Genomic DNA, 18509 nt, shown 5'->3' on the forward strand with positions numbered 1-18509 from the left:
GGGGCGGGCGCAACGCACCCGCATAGAGCCAGTGATCACAACAGACCATGCGCCGCGGGTTCAGGCAAGCAGGCCCGCACCGGGGTTCAGAAGGCCAGTTCCCGCCAGACGGGATCAATCCGGCCGCCCCATTCGCCGTGGAAGCGCTCCAGCAACCGGTCGGCGCGGGTCAGGCCGCTCTCGGCGATCTCAGCCAGGGGCTCCAGGTAGCGGCTTTCGTCGGCGCCCGACGCGTCGAGGCGCGCCCGTCGCCGAAGGCCGCCCGCGGCGATCGCCACCAGGTCCCGGGCCACATCCTGGACGGTTCGCGAGCCGATCCTCGCCTTCAGGCCCAGACGGGTCACGTCCGCTCGCAGGCGCTCGTGCGACTCCAGCGGCCAGTCACGACACAGGTCCCAGGCCGCGGCGAGCGCTGCGGCATCGTAAAGCACGCCGGTCCAGAGCGACGGCAGGGCGTCCAGCATGGGCTGAGGACCGACATCGGCCCCGCGCATCTCCAGGTACTGCTTGAGCCGCACCTCCGGGAAGGCGGTCGTGGCGTGATCTGCGAAGTCCTTCAGGCTCGGGCGGTCGCCGGGCAGATCATCGAAGCCCCGGGTCAGGAACTGCCGGAAGGAACGCCCGGAAAGATCCACATAAGCGCCCTTCCGCTTGACGAAATACATAGGAACATCAAGAAGATAGTTCGCATACGCCTCATAGCCGAACCCCTTGTCGAAGACAAAGCCCAGCATCCCTGTCCGGTCGGGGTCCGTGTCGGTCCAGACATTGGCCCGGGCGGTGAGGAAGCCTGAGGGTCGCCCCTCAACAAACGGGGAATTGGCGAAGAGGGCGGTGACCACAGGCTGCAGGGCCAGGCTGGTGCGGAACTTCAGCCGCATGTCGTCTTCGTCGGCGAAGTCGAGGTTGGCCTGCACGGTGCAGGTGCGGAACATCATGTCCAGGCCCAGGCCGCCGACCTTCGGCATGTAGGCGCGCATGATCCTGTAGCGGCCCTTGGGCATGACCGGGACCTGAGCGCGCGTCCATTCCGGGGTGAAGCCCAGGCCGAGGAACCCCAGGCCGAGACGCTCGCCAACGGCCCGGACTTCGTCCAGGTGGCCCGCGGTCTCTGCGGCGATCTGGTGCATGTCGGCGAGGGGGGCGCCCGACAGTTCGAACTGTCCGCCGGGCTCGAGGCTCACATTCGCCTTGCCTCGCTCCAGTCCGATCAGGGTCTCCCCTTCGAAGACTCCGCTCCAGCCGTAGGCCTTCAGGCCCTCCATGAGGGCCAGGATGCCTGTGTCGCCGTCATAGGCTACGGGGGCGTGATCGGCCTTGCGAAAGACGAACTTCTCGTGCTCCGCACCCACGCGCCAGTCGGCTGGGGGCGTCTCGCCCGCCTGCAGCCAACCGACGATGTCGGAGAAATCCAGCGGTCGATCATCGACCTTGGAGTCGGCCATGCCACTCTTCCCGTAGGTTCCCTTCCCGGCCCCGCATTCCGGCGGGGGCGATCTTTACGCCGTTAAGTCACCCGCGCGCAAATCAGGAATTCTCGATCACTGTCAGGAATTCAGGTCCGCCAGTCCCCGAGCACCGCCTGGACGACGGTCAGGGCGGAGAGGGCGGCCGTATCCGCCCTCAGAATGCGGGGCCCAAGCGACACGGCGATGACGCCCTTCCGCGATCTCAGACTCGCCCTTTCGGAGGTCGAGAATCCGCCCTCCGGACCAATGAGTACGGCCAGGGGGCCGGGGGGCTGGCCGTCGAGGGCCTCCAGCAGAGGCGGCGCGTCACCGGCCTCATCACAGAAGACCAGCCGTCCTTCGCCCAGCCGGGCGTCCAGCGCCCGGGAGAGGGGCTCCGGCGCATGAATCTCCGGGACATCAAGCCGTCCTGTCTGCTCGGCGGCCTCTGTCGCGATAGCCTCGAGCCGGTCGATTCGGGTGTGGTCCGAATTGGTCCTTTCGGTCGTGACCAGGTGAATCTCGCTGACCCCCAGCTCGACGGCCTTGGCGACCACGGTCTCCAGGGCCGTCCGCTTCACAAGCGCCATGACGAGGACCAGGTTCCCACGGGGGGGCTGGGACCGGGTCCTGCGCAGGAGCGTTAACCGCGTCGCACGGCGGCTCGCTTCCGCGACAGCCGCGAGCCACTCCCCGTCGCGGCCGTTGAAAACCAGGAGCTCCTCCCCCGGGCCGCGCCGCATGACCTGGGTCAGGTAGCGGGCCTGAGCATCAGGAAGGACCAGGTCCTGGTCATCAGCGAGATCAACTTCGACATGGAGGCGGATCATGCTTCCTCCTAGACCCGAAGCCGCCCCCCGCCTAGGCTCTAAGGATGAGTGGAAAGACCCCGACAGGCGACGCCTATGAGCAGGACCTCCAGAGGCTCCAGCTGGCCCTGGTCCGCTACCAGCAGCACGCCATCGCCGCCGGCGAAAAGGTGCTGATCATCTTCGAGGGTCGCGATGCGGCCGGCAAGGATGGTTCGATTCAGAGGATCACCGAGCACCTGTCTACCCGGGCGACCCGGGTCATCGCCCCGCCCAAACCATCGGATCGCGAGCGGAGCCAGTGGTTCTTCCAGCGCTACGTCCAGTGGCTTCCGGCGGCCGGCGAGACCGTCATCTTCAACCGTTCCTGGTACAACCGGGGCGGGGTGGAACCGGTCATGGGCTTCTGCACCGCCGACGAGCATGAGCACTTCCTGCGCGAGGTCCCGGCCTTCGAGGGCATGCTGGTCGACAGCGGCGTCCGGCTGGTCAAGCTCTGGCTTGATGTCAGCCGGAAGGAGCAGAAAAAGCGGCTCGAGGAGCGCCGCACCGATCCCCTGAAGGTTCTCAAGTCCAGCCCCCTCGACGAGGCCGCCCAGTCGCGCTTCGACGACTACACCGCCGCCCGGGACGGCATGCTCCGGCGCACCCATTCCGACAAGGCGCCTTGGACCTGCGTTCGGTCGGACCAGAAGAAGCCCGCCCGGCTGGCCATCCTGCGCCACCTGGTCCGCACCCTGGCGCCGCAATCCATCGCTCGGGAGATCGAGGCGCCGGACCCGGACGTGCTGTTCGAATTTGACCTGGGCGCCCTTTCGGACGGTCGCCTCGCCCGGTGAGGGCTGACCTTTCCGCCGCCCAGGCCCGCCGGCTGGCGCTTCGCGCCCAGGGGTTCGGGCGCGCGCCCCCCGCCGCCCCGACGCGTCGGGACGTTTTGCAGACGGTGCGCCGGCTGGGCGTCGTGCAGATGGACTCGGTCAATGTCCTCGCCCGCTCACACTACCTTCCGCTCTTCTCCCGCCTCGGCGCCTATCCCCGGGAACGGCTTGAAGACCTCGCCTGGGGCGCCCGGCCGGAGCTCTTCGAGTACTGGATGCACGAGGCTTCGCTGGCGCCGCTGGAGCTCCAGCCCCTTCTGCGCTGGCGGATGCAGGACGCGGCCGAGGGCGTCGGTGTCTGGCGCGGCGTGGCGACCTTCCTGCGGAGCCACGGCGACTTCATCGACCAGGTCCTGGAGGAGATCGCGCGACGGGGCCCCCTCCCGGCTTCAGAACTCGGCATGGGCGCGCGGGGGGCCGGCGGCTGGTGGGGCTGGAGCGAGGGCAAGCGGGCCTTGGAGTGCCTGTTCTGGACGGGAAGGCTGACCACCTCTACCCGCAGCGGCGCCTTCGAGCGCATCTACGGTCTGCCGGACCAGGTGCATCCGTCCGGGCTCCTGACGGCGCCGACCCCGGCCAGGGCCGAGGCCCAGCGGGAACTGGTCCGGATCGCCGCCCGGGCCCAGGGCGTGGCGACCGAGGCGGACCTGAGGGACTATTTCCGCCTGACCGCCGCCGACGCCCGGCTGCGGGTGGCGGAACTCGTGGAGCTGGGCGACCTGACCCCCGTTCGGGTCGAGGGCTGGCGGGCGCAGGCCTACCTGTCGCCAGACGCGGGCGCGCCGCGAAAGGCCGAGGCCGAGGCCCTCCTCAGCCCATTCGACAACCTGATCTGGTTCCGCGAGCGTGCAGAGCGCCTGTTTGGCGTGCGCATCCGGCTGGAGATCTACACCCCCGCCCACCGCAGGGTGCACGGCTACTATGTCCTGCCCTTCCTGGAGGGCGAGGCGATCACCGCCCGGGTGGACCTGAAGGCCGACAGGCAGGGCGGCAGGCTCCTCGTCCAGGCCGCCCATGCCGAGCCCGCCGCGGGCCGGCAGACCCCGGAGGCCCTCGCCCGGTCTCTGAAGCGCATGGCGGGATGGCTGGGCCTGGACACGGTGGTCGTCGCACCGCGGGGCGACCTGGCCAGTCGCCTGGCGGGTGAGGTGGCCCAGCTAGGCTGACCGCCTGGGCTTCATCACCAGCCAGGGGGTCGGCGCGGCGCGGAACTCCCAGACGGCGAGCAGCTGGTCCAGGTGGCTGCGGTTGCGCAGAATGTCGGGCAGCGGCGCCGTCTTCGGGGCCGGGTGGACCTCGGTGATCTCATGGGTCGCCTCGAAGCGCTCCCGGACCCGGTCCATCACCCCCGGACGGTAGACGTCATGGGTCTCGACGATCAACCGCATGCCCGCCAGGGCCGGAGCGAGGTCGGGACGCAGAAGGTCATCCTCCGCGCCCTCGATGTCGATAATGACCAGGCAGCGGCGCCCCTGGAAGCGCTGGAAGTCTACCGGCTGGAAGAGGCCGCCCGTGTGGACCCTCTCTGAGACGCCGTTCATCTCCGCCATTGTGCGGCAGGCCTGCAGGGCGGCTGCAGCCGTGTCGTGCGCGAAGACCTCGGCCCGCGGCGCGATCCGCGCCAGGCCGACGGCGTAATAGCCTTCCGCACAGCCGATATCGAGGATGACCTCGGGCTCCTCCGCCAAGGCGGTGCTCAGGTGGGGATGCAGCTCGTCCTCGTAGGTCCCGATCAGCCGCGGGGCGAGGGCGCCCTCGGTGGCGGACTCCAGGTAGGCCATGCCCGCGAAGGGCCCGCCCAGGACCAGACCCCCGGACTGGGCCCTGAGCGCCTGGGCGATCATCCGGGAACGCCAGATGGCCAGAACCCGCAAGCCCAGGGTCGCGCCCTCCGGCGTCGACAGGCCGCCGGGTCCGTCCAGCCGGGCGCGGAACCATTCCCGGACCGTCTCAAGATAACTGGCCATCCGCCCTCCGGGGCTTTGGAGTCACCTTGCTCCCCTGGACGGGTGGGCTCAAGCTCTCCTCACGCGGCGCCAAGGGTCACGGCGTGAAGCCGGGCATAGGCTCCTCCCCGCCGGACCAGCTCCTCGTGAGCTCCCTCCTCGAGGATGCGGCCATCCTCGAAGACAAGGATCCGGTCGGCGGTGCGCACGGTCGAAAGCCGGTGGGCGATGATCACGGTGGTGCGACCCGCCATCAGCTCTTCCATGGCCGCCTGAACCTCGCGCTCGGTCTCCACGTCGAGGGACGAAGTGGCCTCGTCGAGGACCAGGATGGGCGCATCCGCCAGGAAGGCGCGGGCGATGGCCACGCGCTGGCGCTCGCCGCCCGAGAGCTTGACCCCCCGCTCACCCACAAGGGTGTCATACCCCAGGGGCAGGCGGGCGATGAAGTCGTGGGCGCGAGCCCGCCGGGCCGCCGTCCGGATTTCTTCGAGGGTCGCATCCGGCCGGCCGTAGGCGATGTTCTCGGCAATGCTGCGGTGGAACAGGGCCGGATCCTGCGGAACCACGGCGATGGCTCGGCGCAGGCTGGCCTGGGTCACTTCGCCCACGTCCTGCCCGTCCACCCGGATCACGCCGGAGTCCACGTCGTAGAGCCGCTGGATCAGCTTGACGAAGGTCGACTTGCCCGAGCCCGTGGGGCCGACCAGGGCCACCCGCTCTCCGGGCTGGATCCGCAGGGAGAAGTCGCTGAAGAGCCGACGCCCCGCCTTGGCGTATCCGAAGCCCGCCCGGTCGAAGACTATCTCCCCCGCGCCGGGCGCAAAAGGCCGGGCGTCCGGGCGATCCGGAACCTGGGGCTCGGTGCGCATGTAGCGGGCCAGGTCCTCGGCGTCGTCGAGGCCCTTCTGAAGCATGCGGATGTTCTCGCCCAGGTTCCGCAGATAGCCGCTCATCACCATGAAGGCGGTGACGCCGAACACCACGTCCCCGGGAGTGGCGCGCCCCTGCATCCACAGATGGATCAGGAGACCGGTCAGCCCGGCCTGGAGGAAGGCCAGGATCAGGCTCTGCACCAGCCACAGGTCGGTGAACCGGTACCAGGTCCGCATGGCGGCGTCCCGCCAGAGGGCGGTGACACCCGCGATCCGGGCCTCCTCCCTCGCCTCCGCGCCGAAACTGCGGACGGCGGCGTTGCCGGTGACCGAGTCGGCCAGGGCGCCGCCGACCCGGGTGTCCAGGGCCACGGACCTCTGGTTCAGCGGCCGGGCGAAGCGGGCGATCAGATACATGTTCGAGGCGATGAAGAGGACGACGGCGAACAGTGCGAACAGGCCGACAGCAGGCCATCTGAGCAGCATCATCACCGTCAGGCCCAGCAGGACAAGGAGGGCGGGGCCAATCCACATGAAGATCGCGTCCGAGACCTGGTCATAGGCCCACATGGCCCGGCTCAGCTTGCGGACCGTCGCCCCCGCGAAGGAGTCGGCGTGCCAGTCGGCCGAATAGGCCTGGACGCGGGCGAACCCTTCATCCGTCATCTCCTTCATGTTGAAGGCGGCCAGGCGGCACCATGGCTTGTCGCGGATGTTCCGGACAAAGGCGAGCGCCACGCTGACGCCGACAAAGACCCCCCACCACCGCCAGGCGTCGGGCGCAGCGTCGGCGCCGCGCGTCAGGGTGTCGACCAGGCGTCCGGCTGCCCAGGGCATGGCCATGTCCAGCCCGATGGCGATCAACCCAAATGCGATGACCCAGGCCAGCCTCCAGGGCCGACGCCGCCAGTAGCCGGCGATGAAGCCCATCACCTGGAGATTGCTCAGGGCGCGCTCACGAGGCGCCTCGTCCTCGTCTTCATAGTGTTCGGTCATGTCTGCAGCAGGGTCGGCGCGGGCCCGCGAAGGGGCGCGGCGGGATCAGGGAAGGAGTCCGGCGGTGATCGCCGGAGGGACGCGGAGGCGTTCGGGGCTCAGCCCCTCTGGCGCTTCGGCTTGCGGAGGGGTTTGGCGACTGATGCTGTCATTCTGCCCCTCCTTTCCTGCTGCTGGGGAAGACGCGGTCATGACCGAGGGGAACGCCTCGGTCAACAGGTGTGCAGGCTTATCCTTTTCGACTGATGCGAGCCGGTCACAGTCTGGTAAAACCCGGCCATGCCCGATGCGCGCGCCAACGACATCCTGCCGGACGCCCGGCCCGACAACTGGGTGGACCGTTACGCCCCGGACCGCATGCGGCCCTGGCTGAAGCTGGGACGCTTTGACCGGCCGACAGGAATCTGGCTGCTCATGCTGCCCGGTTGGCAGGGCGCCGCCCTGGCCGCCTCGATGGCGGGGACGTGGCCGGACCTCCTTCTGCTGGCCAAGATCTTCGCCGGCGCCGCCCTGATGCGGGCGGCGGGGTGCGCCTACAACGACATCGTCGACCGTGACCTGGACGCCAAGGTCGCCCGCACGGCTGGCCGGCCCGTCGCCTCGGGGCGGATCTCCGTGCGGCAGGCCTGGGCCTTCGTCGTCGCCTGCAGCCTGGCGGCGGCCCTGATCCTCTTCACCCTGCCGCCCCTGGCGATCGCCCTGGGGATCGCCTCCCTTCTGCTCGTGGCGGCCTATCCCTTCATGAAGCGGATCACCTGGTGGCCGCAGGCCTGGCTGGGCCTGACCTTCAACTGGGGCGCCCTCCTCGGCTTCGCCGCGGCGACTGGAAGTCTCGAACTCCCGGCCTACCTGCTCTATGCGGCAGGCCTGTTCTGGACCCTCGGCTACGACACCATCTACGCCGTGCAGGACATGGAGGACGACGCCCTGGCCGGCATTCGGTCCTCGGCGCGCAGGCTCGGGCGACGGGCGCCCCGGGCGGTTCTGGGCTTCTATGTCCTGGCCTTCGCCCTCACCCTGGCCTGCGCCTTCGCCGCGCGCCTGGGCCCCCTGTTCCTGCCCCTGGCCGCCGGCTACGGCGTGCAGCTGTCCCGGCAGGCCGCCCGGCTTGACCTCGACGACCCGGCCGGCGCCCTCAGCCTCTTCCGCTCCAACGCCCTTGCCGGCCTGATCCTGTTTGCGGCCCTGGTCGCCGGTCAGTTCGGCCAGGGACTTTGGGGCGGCGGGGGCTTGTAGACCAGCCGGCGGAACCCGATAGTCTCTGGACACGCCAGGGAGGCAGACATGGCCGACGACGCTCTTCCGACGATCCTGCAGTTGACGCCTCTGGACGAGGACTACCGCCGCGACCCGGCGGCGGTCCTGGCCAAGCTGCGCAGCGCCTGCCCCGTCCACCATGACGCCTTCAGCGGAGCCACCTTCGTATCGCGCTATTCCGACGTCCGGGGCGTGGCCACTGACCTGACTCTCTGGCGCGATCCCTTGCGCGCCGATCCCGAGAGCCGTCGCCTCCAGCGCTTCGATCCGCCGGACCTGAACCTGCCGCGCAGCGAGACCTTCAGCATCCTGACCCTGGATGACCCGGACCACGCGCGGATCCGCGGGCCCCTTTCCCGGGCCCTCTACGCCCGGGTCGCCAAGTTCAAGCCCGAGGTCGAGCGGATCGTCGACGAGGCCCTCGACCGCATCGGCGACCAGGCCGAGGTCGACCTGATGGACCTGTTCTGCGTGCCCATCCCCATCGACGTGATCGCCTCCATCCTGGGCGTGCCGCATGACCGGCTGGAGGACTTTCGGGACTGGTCAGAGGGACTGATCCAGGGCCTGAATCCCTTCCGCAACCCCGACCAGACCGCCCACATGGAGCGGTCCAGCCTGGCCCTCACCGCCTACTTCACCGAGGCCCTCGCCGACCGGCGCGCCCACCCGCGCGACGACCTGATCTCGGACATGGTCCGCCTGCAGGGCGAAGGAACGCCGATCAGCGACACCGAACTGCGGATCAACCTCACTGCCCTTCTTGTGGGCGGCAACCTGACCACCACCGACCTGATCGGCAACGGCGCCCGGCTTCTGATGCTGAACCCGTCGGAGAAGGCCAAGCTGATGGCCGATCCCGGTCTCGCCGCCGCCCTGGTGGAGGAGGTGCTCCGCTTTGACCCGCCCGTCGACGCCACCTCCAGGGTCGCCTCCCGCGACCTCGAGATCAGCGGCTGCCCCATCGCGAAGACCCGAAGCGTCAACCTCCTCCTGAGGGGGGCCAACCGAGATCCTGACGCCTTCGAGAACCCGGACGTCTTCGACATCACCCGGAAGAAGGTTCCGCACATGTCCTTCGGCGGCGGCGCGCACATCTGCATCGGCGCGCCTCTTGCCCGCCTGGAGGCCCAGGTCGCCCTGCCGCGCCTGTTCGCCCGCTACCCGGACCTCGCCCTCGCCGACCCGACGGAGGAACCGGCCTGGAGGAAGCTGCCCTTCTTCCGTGGACTGGAAACCCTTCGCGTCCGGACCGGCGCCTGAATCCCGTCACACCCGACCGCCACACTCGACCTCTCCCGCGGCAACCCCGCCTCATCGCAACCGGAGACCGTTTCATGCGCAAGGTCCTCTCTCTCGCCGCCTGCCTCGCCGGCGCCCTGGCTCTCACCGCCTGCACCACCATCGACGCCACCACCGGCGAGACGGTGCGCAGCAACACCAAGACGGGCGCCCTGACCGGAGCCCTCGCCGGGGCCGCCCTTGGCTACCTGACCAACACCAACAACGCCGATCAGGGTCGGAAGAACGCCCTGATCGGCGCCGGCCTCGGGGCCTTGGCCGGCACAGCGGTCGGCAGCTACATGGACAGGCAGCAGGCCGAGCTCCGCCGGGAGCTGGCCGGCACCGGCGTCAACGTCGAGCGTCAGGGCGACAACATCGTCCTGCAGATGCCCGGCGACGTGACCTTCGACACCAACCGCTCGGAGATCAAACCGCAGTTCTACGTCGTGCTGAACGATGTGGCCGGCACCCTCAACAAGTATCCCCAGACGACCGTGGACGTGATCGGGCACGCAGACTCCACAGGGGCCGCTGACTACAATCAGGGACTCTCCGAGCGGCGCGCCGGGTCGGTCGCTGAGTATCTCGTCACCGCCGGTGGCGTGATGCGTGAGCGCCTTTTCGTCATGGGCCGGGGCTCCAGCGCGCCCATCGCCGATAACAGCACACCGGACGGCCGGGCCAAGAACCGCCGGGTCGAGGTCATCCTGAAGCCGATCACCGGCTGATCCGGGCCTGTCTGTCATGCCCGCCGCCGCCCGCGTCGACCCCAAGGCCTATTTCAGCCCCCCGGAATGGGCGGCCCTCGCCCGCCGCTCGCGCTGGAAGGGCCTGGCCCTCATGGCGCACGCCTGGGGCGTGATCTTCGCGGCCGCGGCGATGGCGGTGATCTGGCCTTTGACCCTTCCCCTCGCGGTGATGACCATCGGCGGGCGCCAGCTGGGACTGTCGATCCTGATGCACGACGCCGCCCACGGCGCCCTGCATCCGGACCCGAAGGTCAACGACCTGGCGGGCGAGTGGCTGACCGGCGGCGGCCTGGTCCGCTACAGGACCTATCACCTGGGTCACCACAAGTACGCCCAGCAGGACGAGGATCCGGATATCGGCCTTTCGGCGCCCTTCCCCATCACCCGCACCTCCCTGAAGCGGAAGATGTGGCGGGACCTTACCGGACAGACCTTCTTCAAACAGAGGTTCGGGGACCTCGTCCGGAGACTGAAGGACCGCGCGCCGGGCCAGCCGGTCCTGCCGATCCTGGTCGAAGAGGTTCGGCGCAAGCGCCGGTGGCTGCTCGGCGGCCTGATCATCACCCTCATAGGCGGGGCGTTCGGCGTCTGGTGGGCCTGGCCGGTCTTCTGGGTCCTGCCCCAGGCGACCTGGTTCCCGGTCATCACCCGGCTGCGCAACATCGCCGAACATGCCTGCATCGCCCGAGGCGAGCCTGATCCCCTGCGCCACGCGCGGACCACCCGGGCCGGCTGGGTCGCGCGGGCGGTGCTCGCCCCCTACTGGGTCAACTATCACTGCGAGCACCACATGTTCATGCACCTGCCCTGCTACAACCTGCCCCGGGCGCACCGCCTGCTGGCGCAGAAGGGCGTGCTGGACGCCATGCTGCATGAGCCGGGCGGCTACCGTGTCGTCCTGGCCCGCGCCACCTCCCGCCCGGAGACGCCCGCCGCGACCGCCGCAGCCGTCTGATGATCGGCGCAGATCCCGAAAGCCGACGGGCCTTCATCCTGACGAACACCCGGCTCCAGTCCCCACCCCACACCCCCGAACTGTCTCTGCACCTCGCCGACGAGATCACGCCCATCTGGCGCATGACGGAGGAGGCCCTGGAGGAGATCGGCCTGCCGCCGCCCTTCTGGGCCTTCGCCTGGGCAGGGGGGCAGGCCCTGGCCCGCTATATCCTTGATGCGCCGCAGACCGTCGCCGGACTTCGAGTGGTGGACTTCGCCTCCGGGTCGGGGATCGTCGCCATCGCCGCGGCGCGGGCGGGCGCCCGAAGCGTCCTGGCGGCGGACATCGACGGGTTCTGCGGCGCGGCCCTGGCCCTCAACGCCGAGGCCAACGGCGTCTCCGCAGACTTCACCGATCAGGACCTGCTGAATCACCCGCCGCCAGAGGCCGACGTCATCCTCGCGGGGGACATCTGCTACGAGAAACCGCTGGCGGCCCGGGTCATGGCCTGGCTGGAAGCGCGCGCACGGCGCGGGGCCCGAGTGCTGATCGGCGACCCGGGGCGATCCTACTTTCCACGAGAGGGTTTGGTCCGCCTGGCCGAGTACCAGGTGCACACGACCCGCGAACTCGAAGACATGGAAGTGAAGCGCACAGCGGTCTGGACATTCCCGCCCGGCTGATCCAGTGTGAACATAAAAGGAACAATCGGAAGGCATGCCGCCATGAACCTCCTGCCCACTGCCCCGGACCAGCCCTGTGGGCGGCGCGCGCCGGCAGCCTCCCCTCCGATGCGTCCGTCCTGGCTCGGCGCCTTCCTCGCCATTGCAACCTTCAGCCTTGCAGGGCCCGTCATCGCCGCCGAACTGCCCGACCTGTCGGTGTTCTCCAAGCCGCCGCCGGCGGCCGTCGTCGACCGGCCCCTGGAGGCGGACAGGCCCAGCCAGACCCTCGGCCTGGCCCGGATCTCCTCGTCGATCCGGCATGGCGCCTCATACGCACTCGTGCTCTGGGGCAGGAAGTGCGCCCCGGACAGCCTTGTGACCTGGGACGAAGCCAATGACGCGTTCGAGAAGACCGAGGTGGATGACCGGATCTTCCACGAGACTTTGACCGGCCTCGGCTTCCGTGTGGCGGGGGATCCCACCGACCTGTTCCGGGACGCCGAGGCCCCGGCAGGCGACCTCCAGGTCGGCGGCCTGATCACCGACTACAGTTTCTCGGCCTGCGGCGGCTTCATGCCGGGCGAGCAGAAACTGGACATGGAGACGGCCATCGGCACCGGGGTGGGGCAGATGACCGTGGAATGGCAGATCTACGTCCCGGCCCTGTCCCGGACCATCGCCAGGATTCGCACCACGGTCAGGGTCGAGACCGCCACCCCGGTCATCAATGTTCCCGAGGCGATCCACCAGGCCCTCATGCGGGACAGCCTGCGCGCCCTCGCCGCCGACGACGGTTTCCGGAAGGCGGTCACCACCCCCATCCGAGCCGCTTCGGGCCTTGTGGAGCCCCAGCCCGGCGAACCCCTCCGGCTCACGTCAGGCAAGACGCTGGCGAGCGTGCCCGAGGCGCATCAGGCGGTGGCCGCTGTAGTGACCGGCGCCAGCCTGGGCACCGCCTTCCTGGTCTCGGAGCAGGGGTATCTGCTGACCAACCGCCACGTGGTGGGCTCCACCCGCCTCCTCAAACTTCGCTGGTCCGATGGCTCGGAAAGCATCGGCGAGGTCATCCGCTCGGACGCCGGGCGCGATGTGGCCCTGATCCGCACCGACCCCCGGACGGGGCCCGTCCTGCGCCTGCGGAGCGAGCCGGTGCGGCAGGGCGAAACCGTCTTCGCCATCGGTACGCCCATGGAGACGCGGCTTCAGGGCACTCTGACCCGCGGCGTGATCTCGGCCAGCCGGACCCTGGCCGGATACCGGTTCATACAGAGCGATACGGCGGTCAATCCCGGCAATAGCGGCGGCCCCCTCCTCGACGAATCCGGCAGGGTCGTGGCCGTGACGGTGTCGAGGTACGCCTCGGAACCCGCGGACCGCACCCAGGGCCTGAACTTCTTCATTCCCATCGACGACGCCCTCAGCTTTCTGGCCCTGACCTTCGAGCCGCGCTAGTCCTCAGGCGACGCCGCCGGGCCTGCCTGCCCGCATTGAGACCCGGAACCCGGCCCATGCTGAGACGCACCTTCCTCGCCACCCTGCCCGGCCTGGCCGCCGCTGGCGGCGCCATCGCCCAGAGCCGGGAGGCCAATCCCAACCGTAACCGCCCGGACGTCGGCCCCGGGGACCGGATCGACGGCGCCACCTTCGCCAGCCGGAGCGCGGCCTGGGGCGTCCATGGCGCAGCGGCGACAGCCCATCCCCTGGCCACCCAGACCGCCATAGACATCCTCCGCCGGGGGGGCTCGGCCGTGGACGCCGCCATCGCTGCGAACGCCGTCCTGGGGTTCGTCGAGCCCATCGCCTGCGGAATCGGCGGCGACGCCTTCGCCATGCTCTGGGACCCGCGGACGCGACGGGTCGAGGGCCTGAATGGATCGGGGCGCAGCCCGAAGGGGCTGAGCCTGGAGACCGTGCGCTCCCGGGCGGTCAAGGGACTGATCCCCTCCTTCGGCGCGATCTCCGTCAGCGTCCCCGGCGCGGTGGACGCCTGGTGGACCCTGCACCAGCGCTACGGGAAGCTGCCCTGGAAGGACCTTCTGGCGCCGGCCGCAACCCTCGCCCGGGAAGGCGCCCCGGTCAGCCAGAACGTCGCCTACTACCTGGCCAGATCGCTGAGGGGTTTCACCCGGCCCGGCGCCGGCATCGAGGAAGTCGAGAACTTCCGCCGGACCTGGGCGCCTGGAGGGCGGACGCCCGTGGAAGGCGAGATCTTCGCCAATCCGGACCTGGCCCGGACCTACGACCTCATCGCCGCAGGCGGGCGCGAGGCCTTCTACGAGGGCGAAATCGCCGAACGGATCGAAGGCTACTTCAAGCGGATCGGCGGCTGGATGACCCGGTCCGACCTCGCCACACATCGCACCCGTTGGGATCCGCCCCGCAAGACCCTCTACCGCGGGGTCGAAGTCTTCGGCCTGTCGCCCAACAGCCAGGGCCTGTCCACCCTGCAGATTCTCAACATGATGGAGACCTTCGACATCGCCGGCATGGGCTTCCAGTCCGCCGCCGCCATCCATCATGGGGTCGAGGCCAAGCGCCTGGCGTTCGAGGATCGCGCCCGGTACTTCGCCGATCCGGACTTCGCCAGGATTCCCACTGACTGGCTCCTGTCCAAGACCTATGCCGCAGAGCGGGCGCGGCGCATCCGGCCCGACGCCATCCTCTCCGACCTGCACCCGGGCCAGGCGCCTTCCCGAGGCGACACCACCTACTTCTGCACCGCCGACTCTGACGGGATGATGGTCTCCTTCATCCAGTCCAACTACCGGGGCATGGGATCCGGACTGGCGCCCGACGGCCTCGGCTTCATGTTCCAGAACCGCGGCGAGCTCTTCGCCCTCCAGGACGGCCACCCCAACCTCTACGCCCCGGGCAAGCGGCCCTTCCAGACCATCATTCCCGGCTTTGCGGTGCGCGAGGGCGCGCCCTGGCTGGCCTTCGGCGTCATGGGCGGGGACATGCAGCCCCAGGGACAGGCCCAGATCATCTCCAACATGGTCGACTTCGGCCTCGGCGTGCAGGAGGCCGGCGACGCCCCACGCTGGCGCCATGAGGGCTCCCCTGAACCCACCGGCGAGGCCGCTCGCCCCGGCGCGGGGCTGCTTCGGCTGGAGCGCGGCGTCCCGCAGGCGACCCGCGCTGCGCTCGCCGGCCTGGGCTGGTCGATCGGCGAGAGCGACGGCGGGTTCGGGGGCTATCAGGCCATCGAGCGCTGGCCCGGCCGGTACGCTGCGGCCACCGAGATGCGCAAGGACGGGGTCGCCCTGGCCTGGTAGCGGTTCCGGGGCTTTCCTTGCCTAGAAGTCGTCTTCCATAAGCGAGCGGAAATGCTCGAAGATCTCAGCCGCCCGGGCCTCTCCGGCGGGGGGCGGCCCAGCGGCGGCGTCCGCGTCGACGCCAGGCTCCGCCCCGCCGCCGGTCAGCCGACCCATGACCAGGCCGTTCTGGACGAGCAGCAGGGGCTCTCCGGCGGCGAGGCCGGCGAGAATCTGGGCCGCCCGGGGCGGCAGGTCGTCGAGGTCGATCTGCTTCATCGCACCCCACTCTAGACCGGCCCGGGCCGTCGGCAAGACGGCAGGTCGGGGCAGGACCGTGCACCCCGGCCGGGCGATCGTCGCTTCGGACGTGGACGCGGAGGCGGGAAGAGGCGACAATCATCGGTGGTGAACCCGGAGGCGATGCTCATGGACCCGATCCCCGCCGGCCACGCCCTGGCCCTCTGGACCGCTCTGCATCTCTTGTTGCTGCTGGGCCTGTCCCTTCTTGTGGTGCGCCAACGCCGTCGCCACGGCGTGGCCCTCGGCGACGGCGGCGTGCCGGAACTGGCCTGCGCCATCCGCGCCTTCGGCAACGCCACGGAGTACATCCCGATGGGGCTGGTCGGTCTTGCCGCCCTGACCCTGGCCGGCGCCCCGGCCCTTGCGGTCCATCCGGCGGGCCTCGTCCTGTTCGGTGGCCGGCTGACCCACGCCATCGTCCTGTCCCGGTCCGGAGAGGCCTCCCCCCTGAGGGCCGCCGGAGTGGCGGTCACCTGGGGCGCCTACATCTACCTGGCGGTTGCGCTCCTCTTCTACGCCCTGCCCTGACGCCCTGCCGTGACGCCGGGCCCCGGCGGCTTGCCCCCACGGCGCCGGGCGGCCATATGGTGTGAATGAGCACCGAAATGTCTGCAGACCTCGTCGCCGCCGCCCTCAGGGCGGGTGCGGACGCCGCCGAGGCCATCGAAGCCGAACATCAGTCCTTGTCGGTCACCGTCAGACATGGCGGTCTGGAAGAGGTCGAGCGCGAGGAGTCCCGGGACCTCAGCCTGCGGGTCTTCATCGGCAAGCGCCACGCCACGGTCTCCGGCTCGGATATCACCGCCGACGGCCGGGCCCGGCTGGTGGAGCGGGCGGTCGCCATGGCGCGTCTGGCGCCGGAGGATCCCTGGTCGGGGCTTGTCGAGGCGGACGCCCTGGCGGGCGGACCCCGCCCGGTCCTTGACCTGTTCGATCCCGCCGACCCCGATCCCGAGACACTCGAGGCCCTGGCCCGAGAGGCCGAGGCGGCCGCCCTGGACATGCCCCGCATCGCCAATTCCGATGGGGGATCGGCCTCTTCGTCGAGGTCCGCCTGGCGTCTGGCGACGTCTAACGGTTTCTTTGGCGAGCATCGCGCGACCGGCTTCCACGTCGGCGCCGCCGTCATCGCCGGCGAGGGCGAAGGCATGGAGAGCGGCTATGACGGCCTGTCCCGTCGCTGGTTCGCAGACCTGCCCGCACCTGAAAAGGTCGGCCGGGAGGCCGCCCGCCGGGCCGCGTCCCGCCTCGGCGCCCGCAAGATCGCCTCGACCATGGCGCCCGTCATCTTCGAGAACCGGATCGCCACTTCACTCATCGGCCCCTTCCTCGGGGCCATCAGCGGCCCCTCTGTGGCCCGCGGGGTGTCCTTCCTGAAGGATCGTCTGGGCGAGGCCGTCTTCTCTTCCTGCGTGACCCTGGTGGATGACCCCCACCGGCCACGGGGACTCGGCTCCTCCCCCTTTGACGACGAGGGCGCGGTCAACCGCCGCATCGCCCTGGTGGACAAGGGCGTCGTGACCACCTGGCTGCACAACGCCGCCTCGGCGCGGCAGCTGGGGATGGCGCTCACCGGGCATGCCTCCCGTGGCTCCGCTGGACCCGCAGGCGTGGGGACCTCCAACCTGACCCTCGAGCCCGGGGACCGGGACCTGGCCGGCCTGATGTCAGACGCCGGGACCGGGCTCCTGGTGACCTCCATGTTTGGTCCCTCGCTGAACGCCAACACGGGCGACTGGTCCGTCGGTTGCTCGGGCTTCTGGTTCGAGAACGGGGAGATCGCCTATCCGGTCTCGGAGATCACCGTGGCGGGTGCGTTGCCCGACATCTACGCCCGTCTGGTCCCCGGTTCGGACCTGGAGTCTCGGGGCTCGGCCAATTCGCCCTCCCTGCTGGTCGACAGCCTGTCCATCGCCGGCAAGTAGTCCCCAGGCATTGGCTGTTCTCGAGGTGGTCCTTGCCCGATCAGGCCCAATATAGCACGGAGTCGCCCCGGTTTGGCGCGCAGATGGGCAGGGTCCATTGATCCTTAACCTCCCGGGGACTATCGCCTCGGTCCAGGTGTGAATTCCAGGAGGCGTAGACATGCCCCATCGTCAGCTTCTTCACCTCGTCATCGGCGGCGAGCTCGTCGATGTCGACACGGTCGAATTCAGAGACCTGTCCAAGATCGACCTGGTAGGCGCCTACGCCAGCTACCAGGAGGCGGTGGACGCCTGGCGCGCCAAGGCCCAGTCAACGGTGGACAACGCCCTGATGCGGTACTTCATCATCCACGCGCACAAGCTGCTGAACCCCGACACCGACAGCCACGAGCCGTGACCTACTCTCGGCGGAGGAGGGTCTCGGTCAGGGCCCGACCCCACATGTTGGACTGAAAGTCCGCCTTGATCGCGTCGGGGTCGTAGGCCGGGCTATCGACCCATTCCAGAAAGGTCAGGCCGACCGGCTCTCCCTCGGCCAGGTAGCGCTCGAAGGTGTAGTCAAGCACCCCCGTCTTGCCGGCCTTGATGTGCAGGTACTTCAGGCTGAGCTGGGACAGGGCCTGGCGGATCGGGACGCCTTTCCGGAAGTGCAGGTAGAGGACGCTCATGATCCCCGCCCGATCCGCCCCGGACTTGCAGTGCATGAGGGCGGGGTACTCCAGGCGCTCGAAGAGGGCCTTGGCGCCATGCACCCGGGCGCGGCTGGGGACCTCACGGGAGGTGATGGTAAAGTCCACCAGGTTGAGGCCCAGGCGCGCGCAGGCGTCCTTTTCCAGGGGGTAGAAGCTGGCGTCGAAGCCCCCCCGCAGGTTGACGATGGTGCGGATCCCCTTCGCCTTCCAGGCCTCGAGCTGGAACGGCCAGGGCTGGTTGGCTCGGAACAGCTCTTCTGACACCGCATGGGCGTTGGAAAACCGCAGGCGCAGGAAGGCATGGTCATTCAACAGATACTCGAACTATGCTCTGCGCCGCCCATTCGGCGTCGTGAGGTCGTATTCCTCCACGTCGGGGCTCCTGCGTGTGAGCCCTATCTAGGGCGCCGGCGCCGCACAGCAAAGCCCGCGGGGGACCGCGCAAGGGCGACATCTTGACTTCGCCCGCCCAAGAGCCGACCCCAGCACAA

Annotated in this window: 18 protein-coding genes; 12 read left to right on the forward strand and 6 right to left on the reverse strand. The window is 69.5% G+C overall.

The genetic code is table 11. The annotated features are described in order from the left end of the window. Positions 1-86 precede the first annotated feature (86 nt). Both IM632_RS02195 and IM632_RS02200 read right to left on the reverse strand, forming a co-directional pair. Positions 87-1445, reverse strand: a complete 1359-nt coding sequence (locus tag IM632_RS02195; RefSeq protein WP_296482952.1) for a glutamate--cysteine ligase — start codon at positions 1443-1445, stop codon at positions 87-89. Positions 1446-1555: 110 nt separating this feature from the next. Then, positions 1556-2278, reverse strand: a complete 723-nt coding sequence (locus tag IM632_RS02200; RefSeq protein ID WP_296482949.1) for a 16S rRNA (uracil(1498)-N(3))-methyltransferase — start codon at positions 2276-2278, stop codon at positions 1556-1558. A gap of 44 nt (positions 2279-2322) precedes the next feature. On the opposite strand from IM632_RS02200, the gene ppk2 reads away from it, so the two are divergent. Further along, positions 2323-3096: a polyphosphate kinase 2 gene (gene ppk2 / locus IM632_RS02205; RefSeq protein ID WP_296482947.1), complete on the forward strand. Its 774-nt coding sequence runs from the start codon at positions 2323-2325 to the stop codon at positions 3094-3096. Then, entirely contained in the window at positions 3093-4301 is a 1209-nt protein-coding gene (locus IM632_RS02210; protein ID WP_296482945.1) for a crosslink repair DNA glycosylase YcaQ family protein, read from the forward strand. Before ppk2 ends, IM632_RS02210 begins: the two co-directional genes overlap by 4 nt. On the opposite strand, the gene IM632_RS02215 is transcribed toward IM632_RS02210, so the two are convergent. Together IM632_RS02215 and IM632_RS02220 are read right to left on the reverse strand one after the other, a co-directional pair. Next, positions 4293-5102 carry a class I SAM-dependent methyltransferase gene (locus tag IM632_RS02215; RefSeq protein ID WP_296482942.1) on the reverse strand — a complete coding sequence of 270 codons (810 nt, stop codon included), beginning with the start codon at positions 5100-5102 and terminating at the stop codon, positions 4293-4295. The genes IM632_RS02210 and IM632_RS02215 overlap by 9 nt on opposite strands. A gap of 59 nt (positions 5103-5161) precedes the next feature. Beyond that, positions 5162-6952, reverse strand: coding sequence for an ABC transporter ATP-binding protein (locus IM632_RS02220; RefSeq protein ID WP_296482940.1), 1791 nt, complete (start codon positions 6950-6952; stop codon positions 5162-5164). 279 nt (positions 6953-7231) lie between these two features. Between IM632_RS02220 and ubiA the strand changes: the two genes are divergently transcribed. The 7 genes from ubiA (at position 7232) to IM632_RS02255 (ending at position 15119) form a co-directional block, all read left to right on the forward strand. Then, complete coding sequence (ubiA, locus tag IM632_RS02225) at positions 7232-8188, forward strand: 4-hydroxybenzoate octaprenyltransferase (RefSeq protein ID WP_296482938.1); 957 nt, start codon at positions 7232-7234, stop codon at positions 8186-8188. Between the two features lie 48 nt (positions 8189-8236). Beyond that, positions 8237-9472 (forward strand): cytochrome P450, encoded by a 1236-nt coding sequence (locus tag IM632_RS02230; protein WP_296482937.1) that lies wholly within the window; start codon positions 8237-8239, stop codon positions 9470-9472. 74 nt (positions 9473-9546) lie between these two features. Next, positions 9547-10221: an OmpA family protein gene (locus IM632_RS02235; RefSeq protein WP_293514615.1), complete on the forward strand. Its 675-nt coding sequence runs from the start codon at positions 9547-9549 to the stop codon at positions 10219-10221. 16 nt (positions 10222-10237) lie between these two features. Beyond that, a complete protein-coding gene (locus IM632_RS02240) occupies positions 10238-11197 on the forward strand; it encodes a fatty acid desaturase family protein (RefSeq protein WP_296538896.1) in 960 nt (319 codons plus the stop codon). After that, positions 11197-11862, forward strand: a complete 666-nt coding sequence (locus tag IM632_RS02245) for a methyltransferase (RefSeq protein WP_296482932.1) — start codon at positions 11197-11199, stop codon at positions 11860-11862. The genes IM632_RS02240 and IM632_RS02245 overlap by 1 nt, the downstream gene beginning before the upstream one ends. 108 nt (positions 11863-11970) lie before the next feature. After that, a complete protein-coding gene (locus IM632_RS02250; RefSeq protein WP_296479838.1) occupies positions 11971-13296 on the forward strand; it encodes a trypsin-like peptidase domain-containing protein in 1326 nt (441 codons plus the stop codon). Between the two features lie 56 nt (positions 13297-13352). Beyond that, complete coding sequence (locus IM632_RS02255; protein WP_296479839.1) at positions 13353-15119, forward strand: gamma-glutamyltransferase family protein; 1767 nt, start codon at positions 13353-13355, stop codon at positions 15117-15119. 21 nt (positions 15120-15140) lie between these two features. Here the strand turns inward: IM632_RS02255 and IM632_RS02260 are convergent, their stop codons facing one another. Further along, entirely contained in the window at positions 15141-15377 is a 237-nt protein-coding gene (locus IM632_RS02260; protein ID WP_293514507.1) for a hypothetical protein, read from the reverse strand. Positions 15378-15527: 150 nt separating this feature from the next. On the opposite strand from IM632_RS02260, the gene IM632_RS02265 reads away from it, so the two are divergent. From IM632_RS02265 to IM632_RS02275, 3 genes are all read left to right on the forward strand, one after another. Then, a complete protein-coding gene (locus IM632_RS02265; RefSeq protein WP_296479840.1) occupies positions 15528-15929 on the forward strand; it encodes an MAPEG family protein in 402 nt (133 codons plus the stop codon). Positions 15930-15994: 65 nt separating this feature from the next. Beyond that, entirely contained in the window at positions 15995-17326 is a 1332-nt protein-coding gene (locus IM632_RS02270) for a TldD/PmbA family protein (RefSeq protein WP_296499045.1), read from the forward strand. Between the two features lie 160 nt (positions 17327-17486). Further along, positions 17487-17723 (forward strand): DUF4170 domain-containing protein, encoded by a 237-nt coding sequence (locus tag IM632_RS02275; RefSeq protein WP_296480151.1) that lies wholly within the window; start codon positions 17487-17489, stop codon positions 17721-17723. 1 nt (position 17724) lies between these two features. Here IM632_RS02275 and IM632_RS02280 read toward each other — a convergent pair whose 3' ends face one another. Further along, a complete protein-coding gene (locus tag IM632_RS02280) occupies positions 17725-18333 on the reverse strand; it encodes a tyrosine-protein phosphatase (RefSeq protein ID WP_296551968.1) in 609 nt (202 codons plus the stop codon). Between the last annotated feature and the right edge of the window lie 176 nt (positions 18334-18509).

Origin of the sequence: Phenylobacterium sp., from assembly GCF_020402505.1 — a bacterium.
GTDB lineage: Bacteria > Pseudomonadota > Alphaproteobacteria > Caulobacterales > Caulobacteraceae > Phenylobacterium.

What these genes read in the sequence shown, in the direction of transcription:
- IM632_RS02195 (WP_296482952.1), bottom strand. Translation starts at nt 1,445, where the DNA reads ATGGCCGACTCCAAGGTCGATGATCGACCGCTGGATTTCTCCGACATC.
- IM632_RS02200 (WP_296482949.1), bottom strand. Translation starts at nt 2,278, where the DNA reads ATGATCCGCCTCCATGTCGAAGTTGATCTCGCTGATGACCAGGACCTG.
- ppk2 (WP_296482947.1), top strand. Translation starts at nt 2,323, where the DNA reads ATGAGTGGAAAGACCCCGACAGGCGACGCCTATGAGCAGGACCTCCAG.
- IM632_RS02215 (WP_296482942.1), bottom strand. Translation starts at nt 5,102, where the DNA reads ATGGCCAGTTATCTTGAGACGGTCCGGGAATGGTTCCGCGCCCGGCTG.
- IM632_RS02220 (WP_296482940.1), bottom strand. Translation starts at nt 6,952, where the DNA reads ATGACCGAACACTATGAAGACGAGGACGAGGCGCCTCGTGAGCGCGCC.
- ubiA (WP_296482938.1), top strand. Translation starts at nt 7,232, where the DNA reads ATGCCCGATGCGCGCGCCAACGACATCCTGCCGGACGCCCGGCCCGAC.
- IM632_RS02230 (WP_296482937.1), top strand. Translation starts at nt 8,237, where the DNA reads ATGGCCGACGACGCTCTTCCGACGATCCTGCAGTTGACGCCTCTGGAC.
- IM632_RS02235 (WP_293514615.1), top strand. Translation starts at nt 9,547, where the DNA reads ATGCGCAAGGTCCTCTCTCTCGCCGCCTGCCTCGCCGGCGCCCTGGCT.
- IM632_RS02240 (WP_296538896.1), top strand. Translation starts at nt 10,238, where the DNA reads ATGCCCGCCGCCGCCCGCGTCGACCCCAAGGCCTATTTCAGCCCCCCG.
- IM632_RS02245 (WP_296482932.1), top strand. Translation starts at nt 11,197, where the DNA reads ATGATCGGCGCAGATCCCGAAAGCCGACGGGCCTTCATCCTGACGAAC.
- IM632_RS02250 (WP_296479838.1), top strand. Translation starts at nt 11,971, where the DNA reads ATGCGTCCGTCCTGGCTCGGCGCCTTCCTCGCCATTGCAACCTTCAGC.
- IM632_RS02255 (WP_296479839.1), top strand. Translation starts at nt 13,353, where the DNA reads ATGCTGAGACGCACCTTCCTCGCCACCCTGCCCGGCCTGGCCGCCGCT.
- IM632_RS02260 (WP_293514507.1), bottom strand. Translation starts at nt 15,377, where the DNA reads ATGAAGCAGATCGACCTCGACGACCTGCCGCCCCGGGCGGCCCAGATT.
- IM632_RS02265 (WP_296479840.1), top strand. Translation starts at nt 15,528, where the DNA reads ATGGACCCGATCCCCGCCGGCCACGCCCTGGCCCTCTGGACCGCTCTG.
- IM632_RS02270 (WP_296499045.1), top strand. Translation starts at nt 15,995, where the DNA reads ATGAGCACCGAAATGTCTGCAGACCTCGTCGCCGCCGCCCTCAGGGCG.
- IM632_RS02275 (WP_296480151.1), top strand. Translation starts at nt 17,487, where the DNA reads ATGCCCCATCGTCAGCTTCTTCACCTCGTCATCGGCGGCGAGCTCGTC.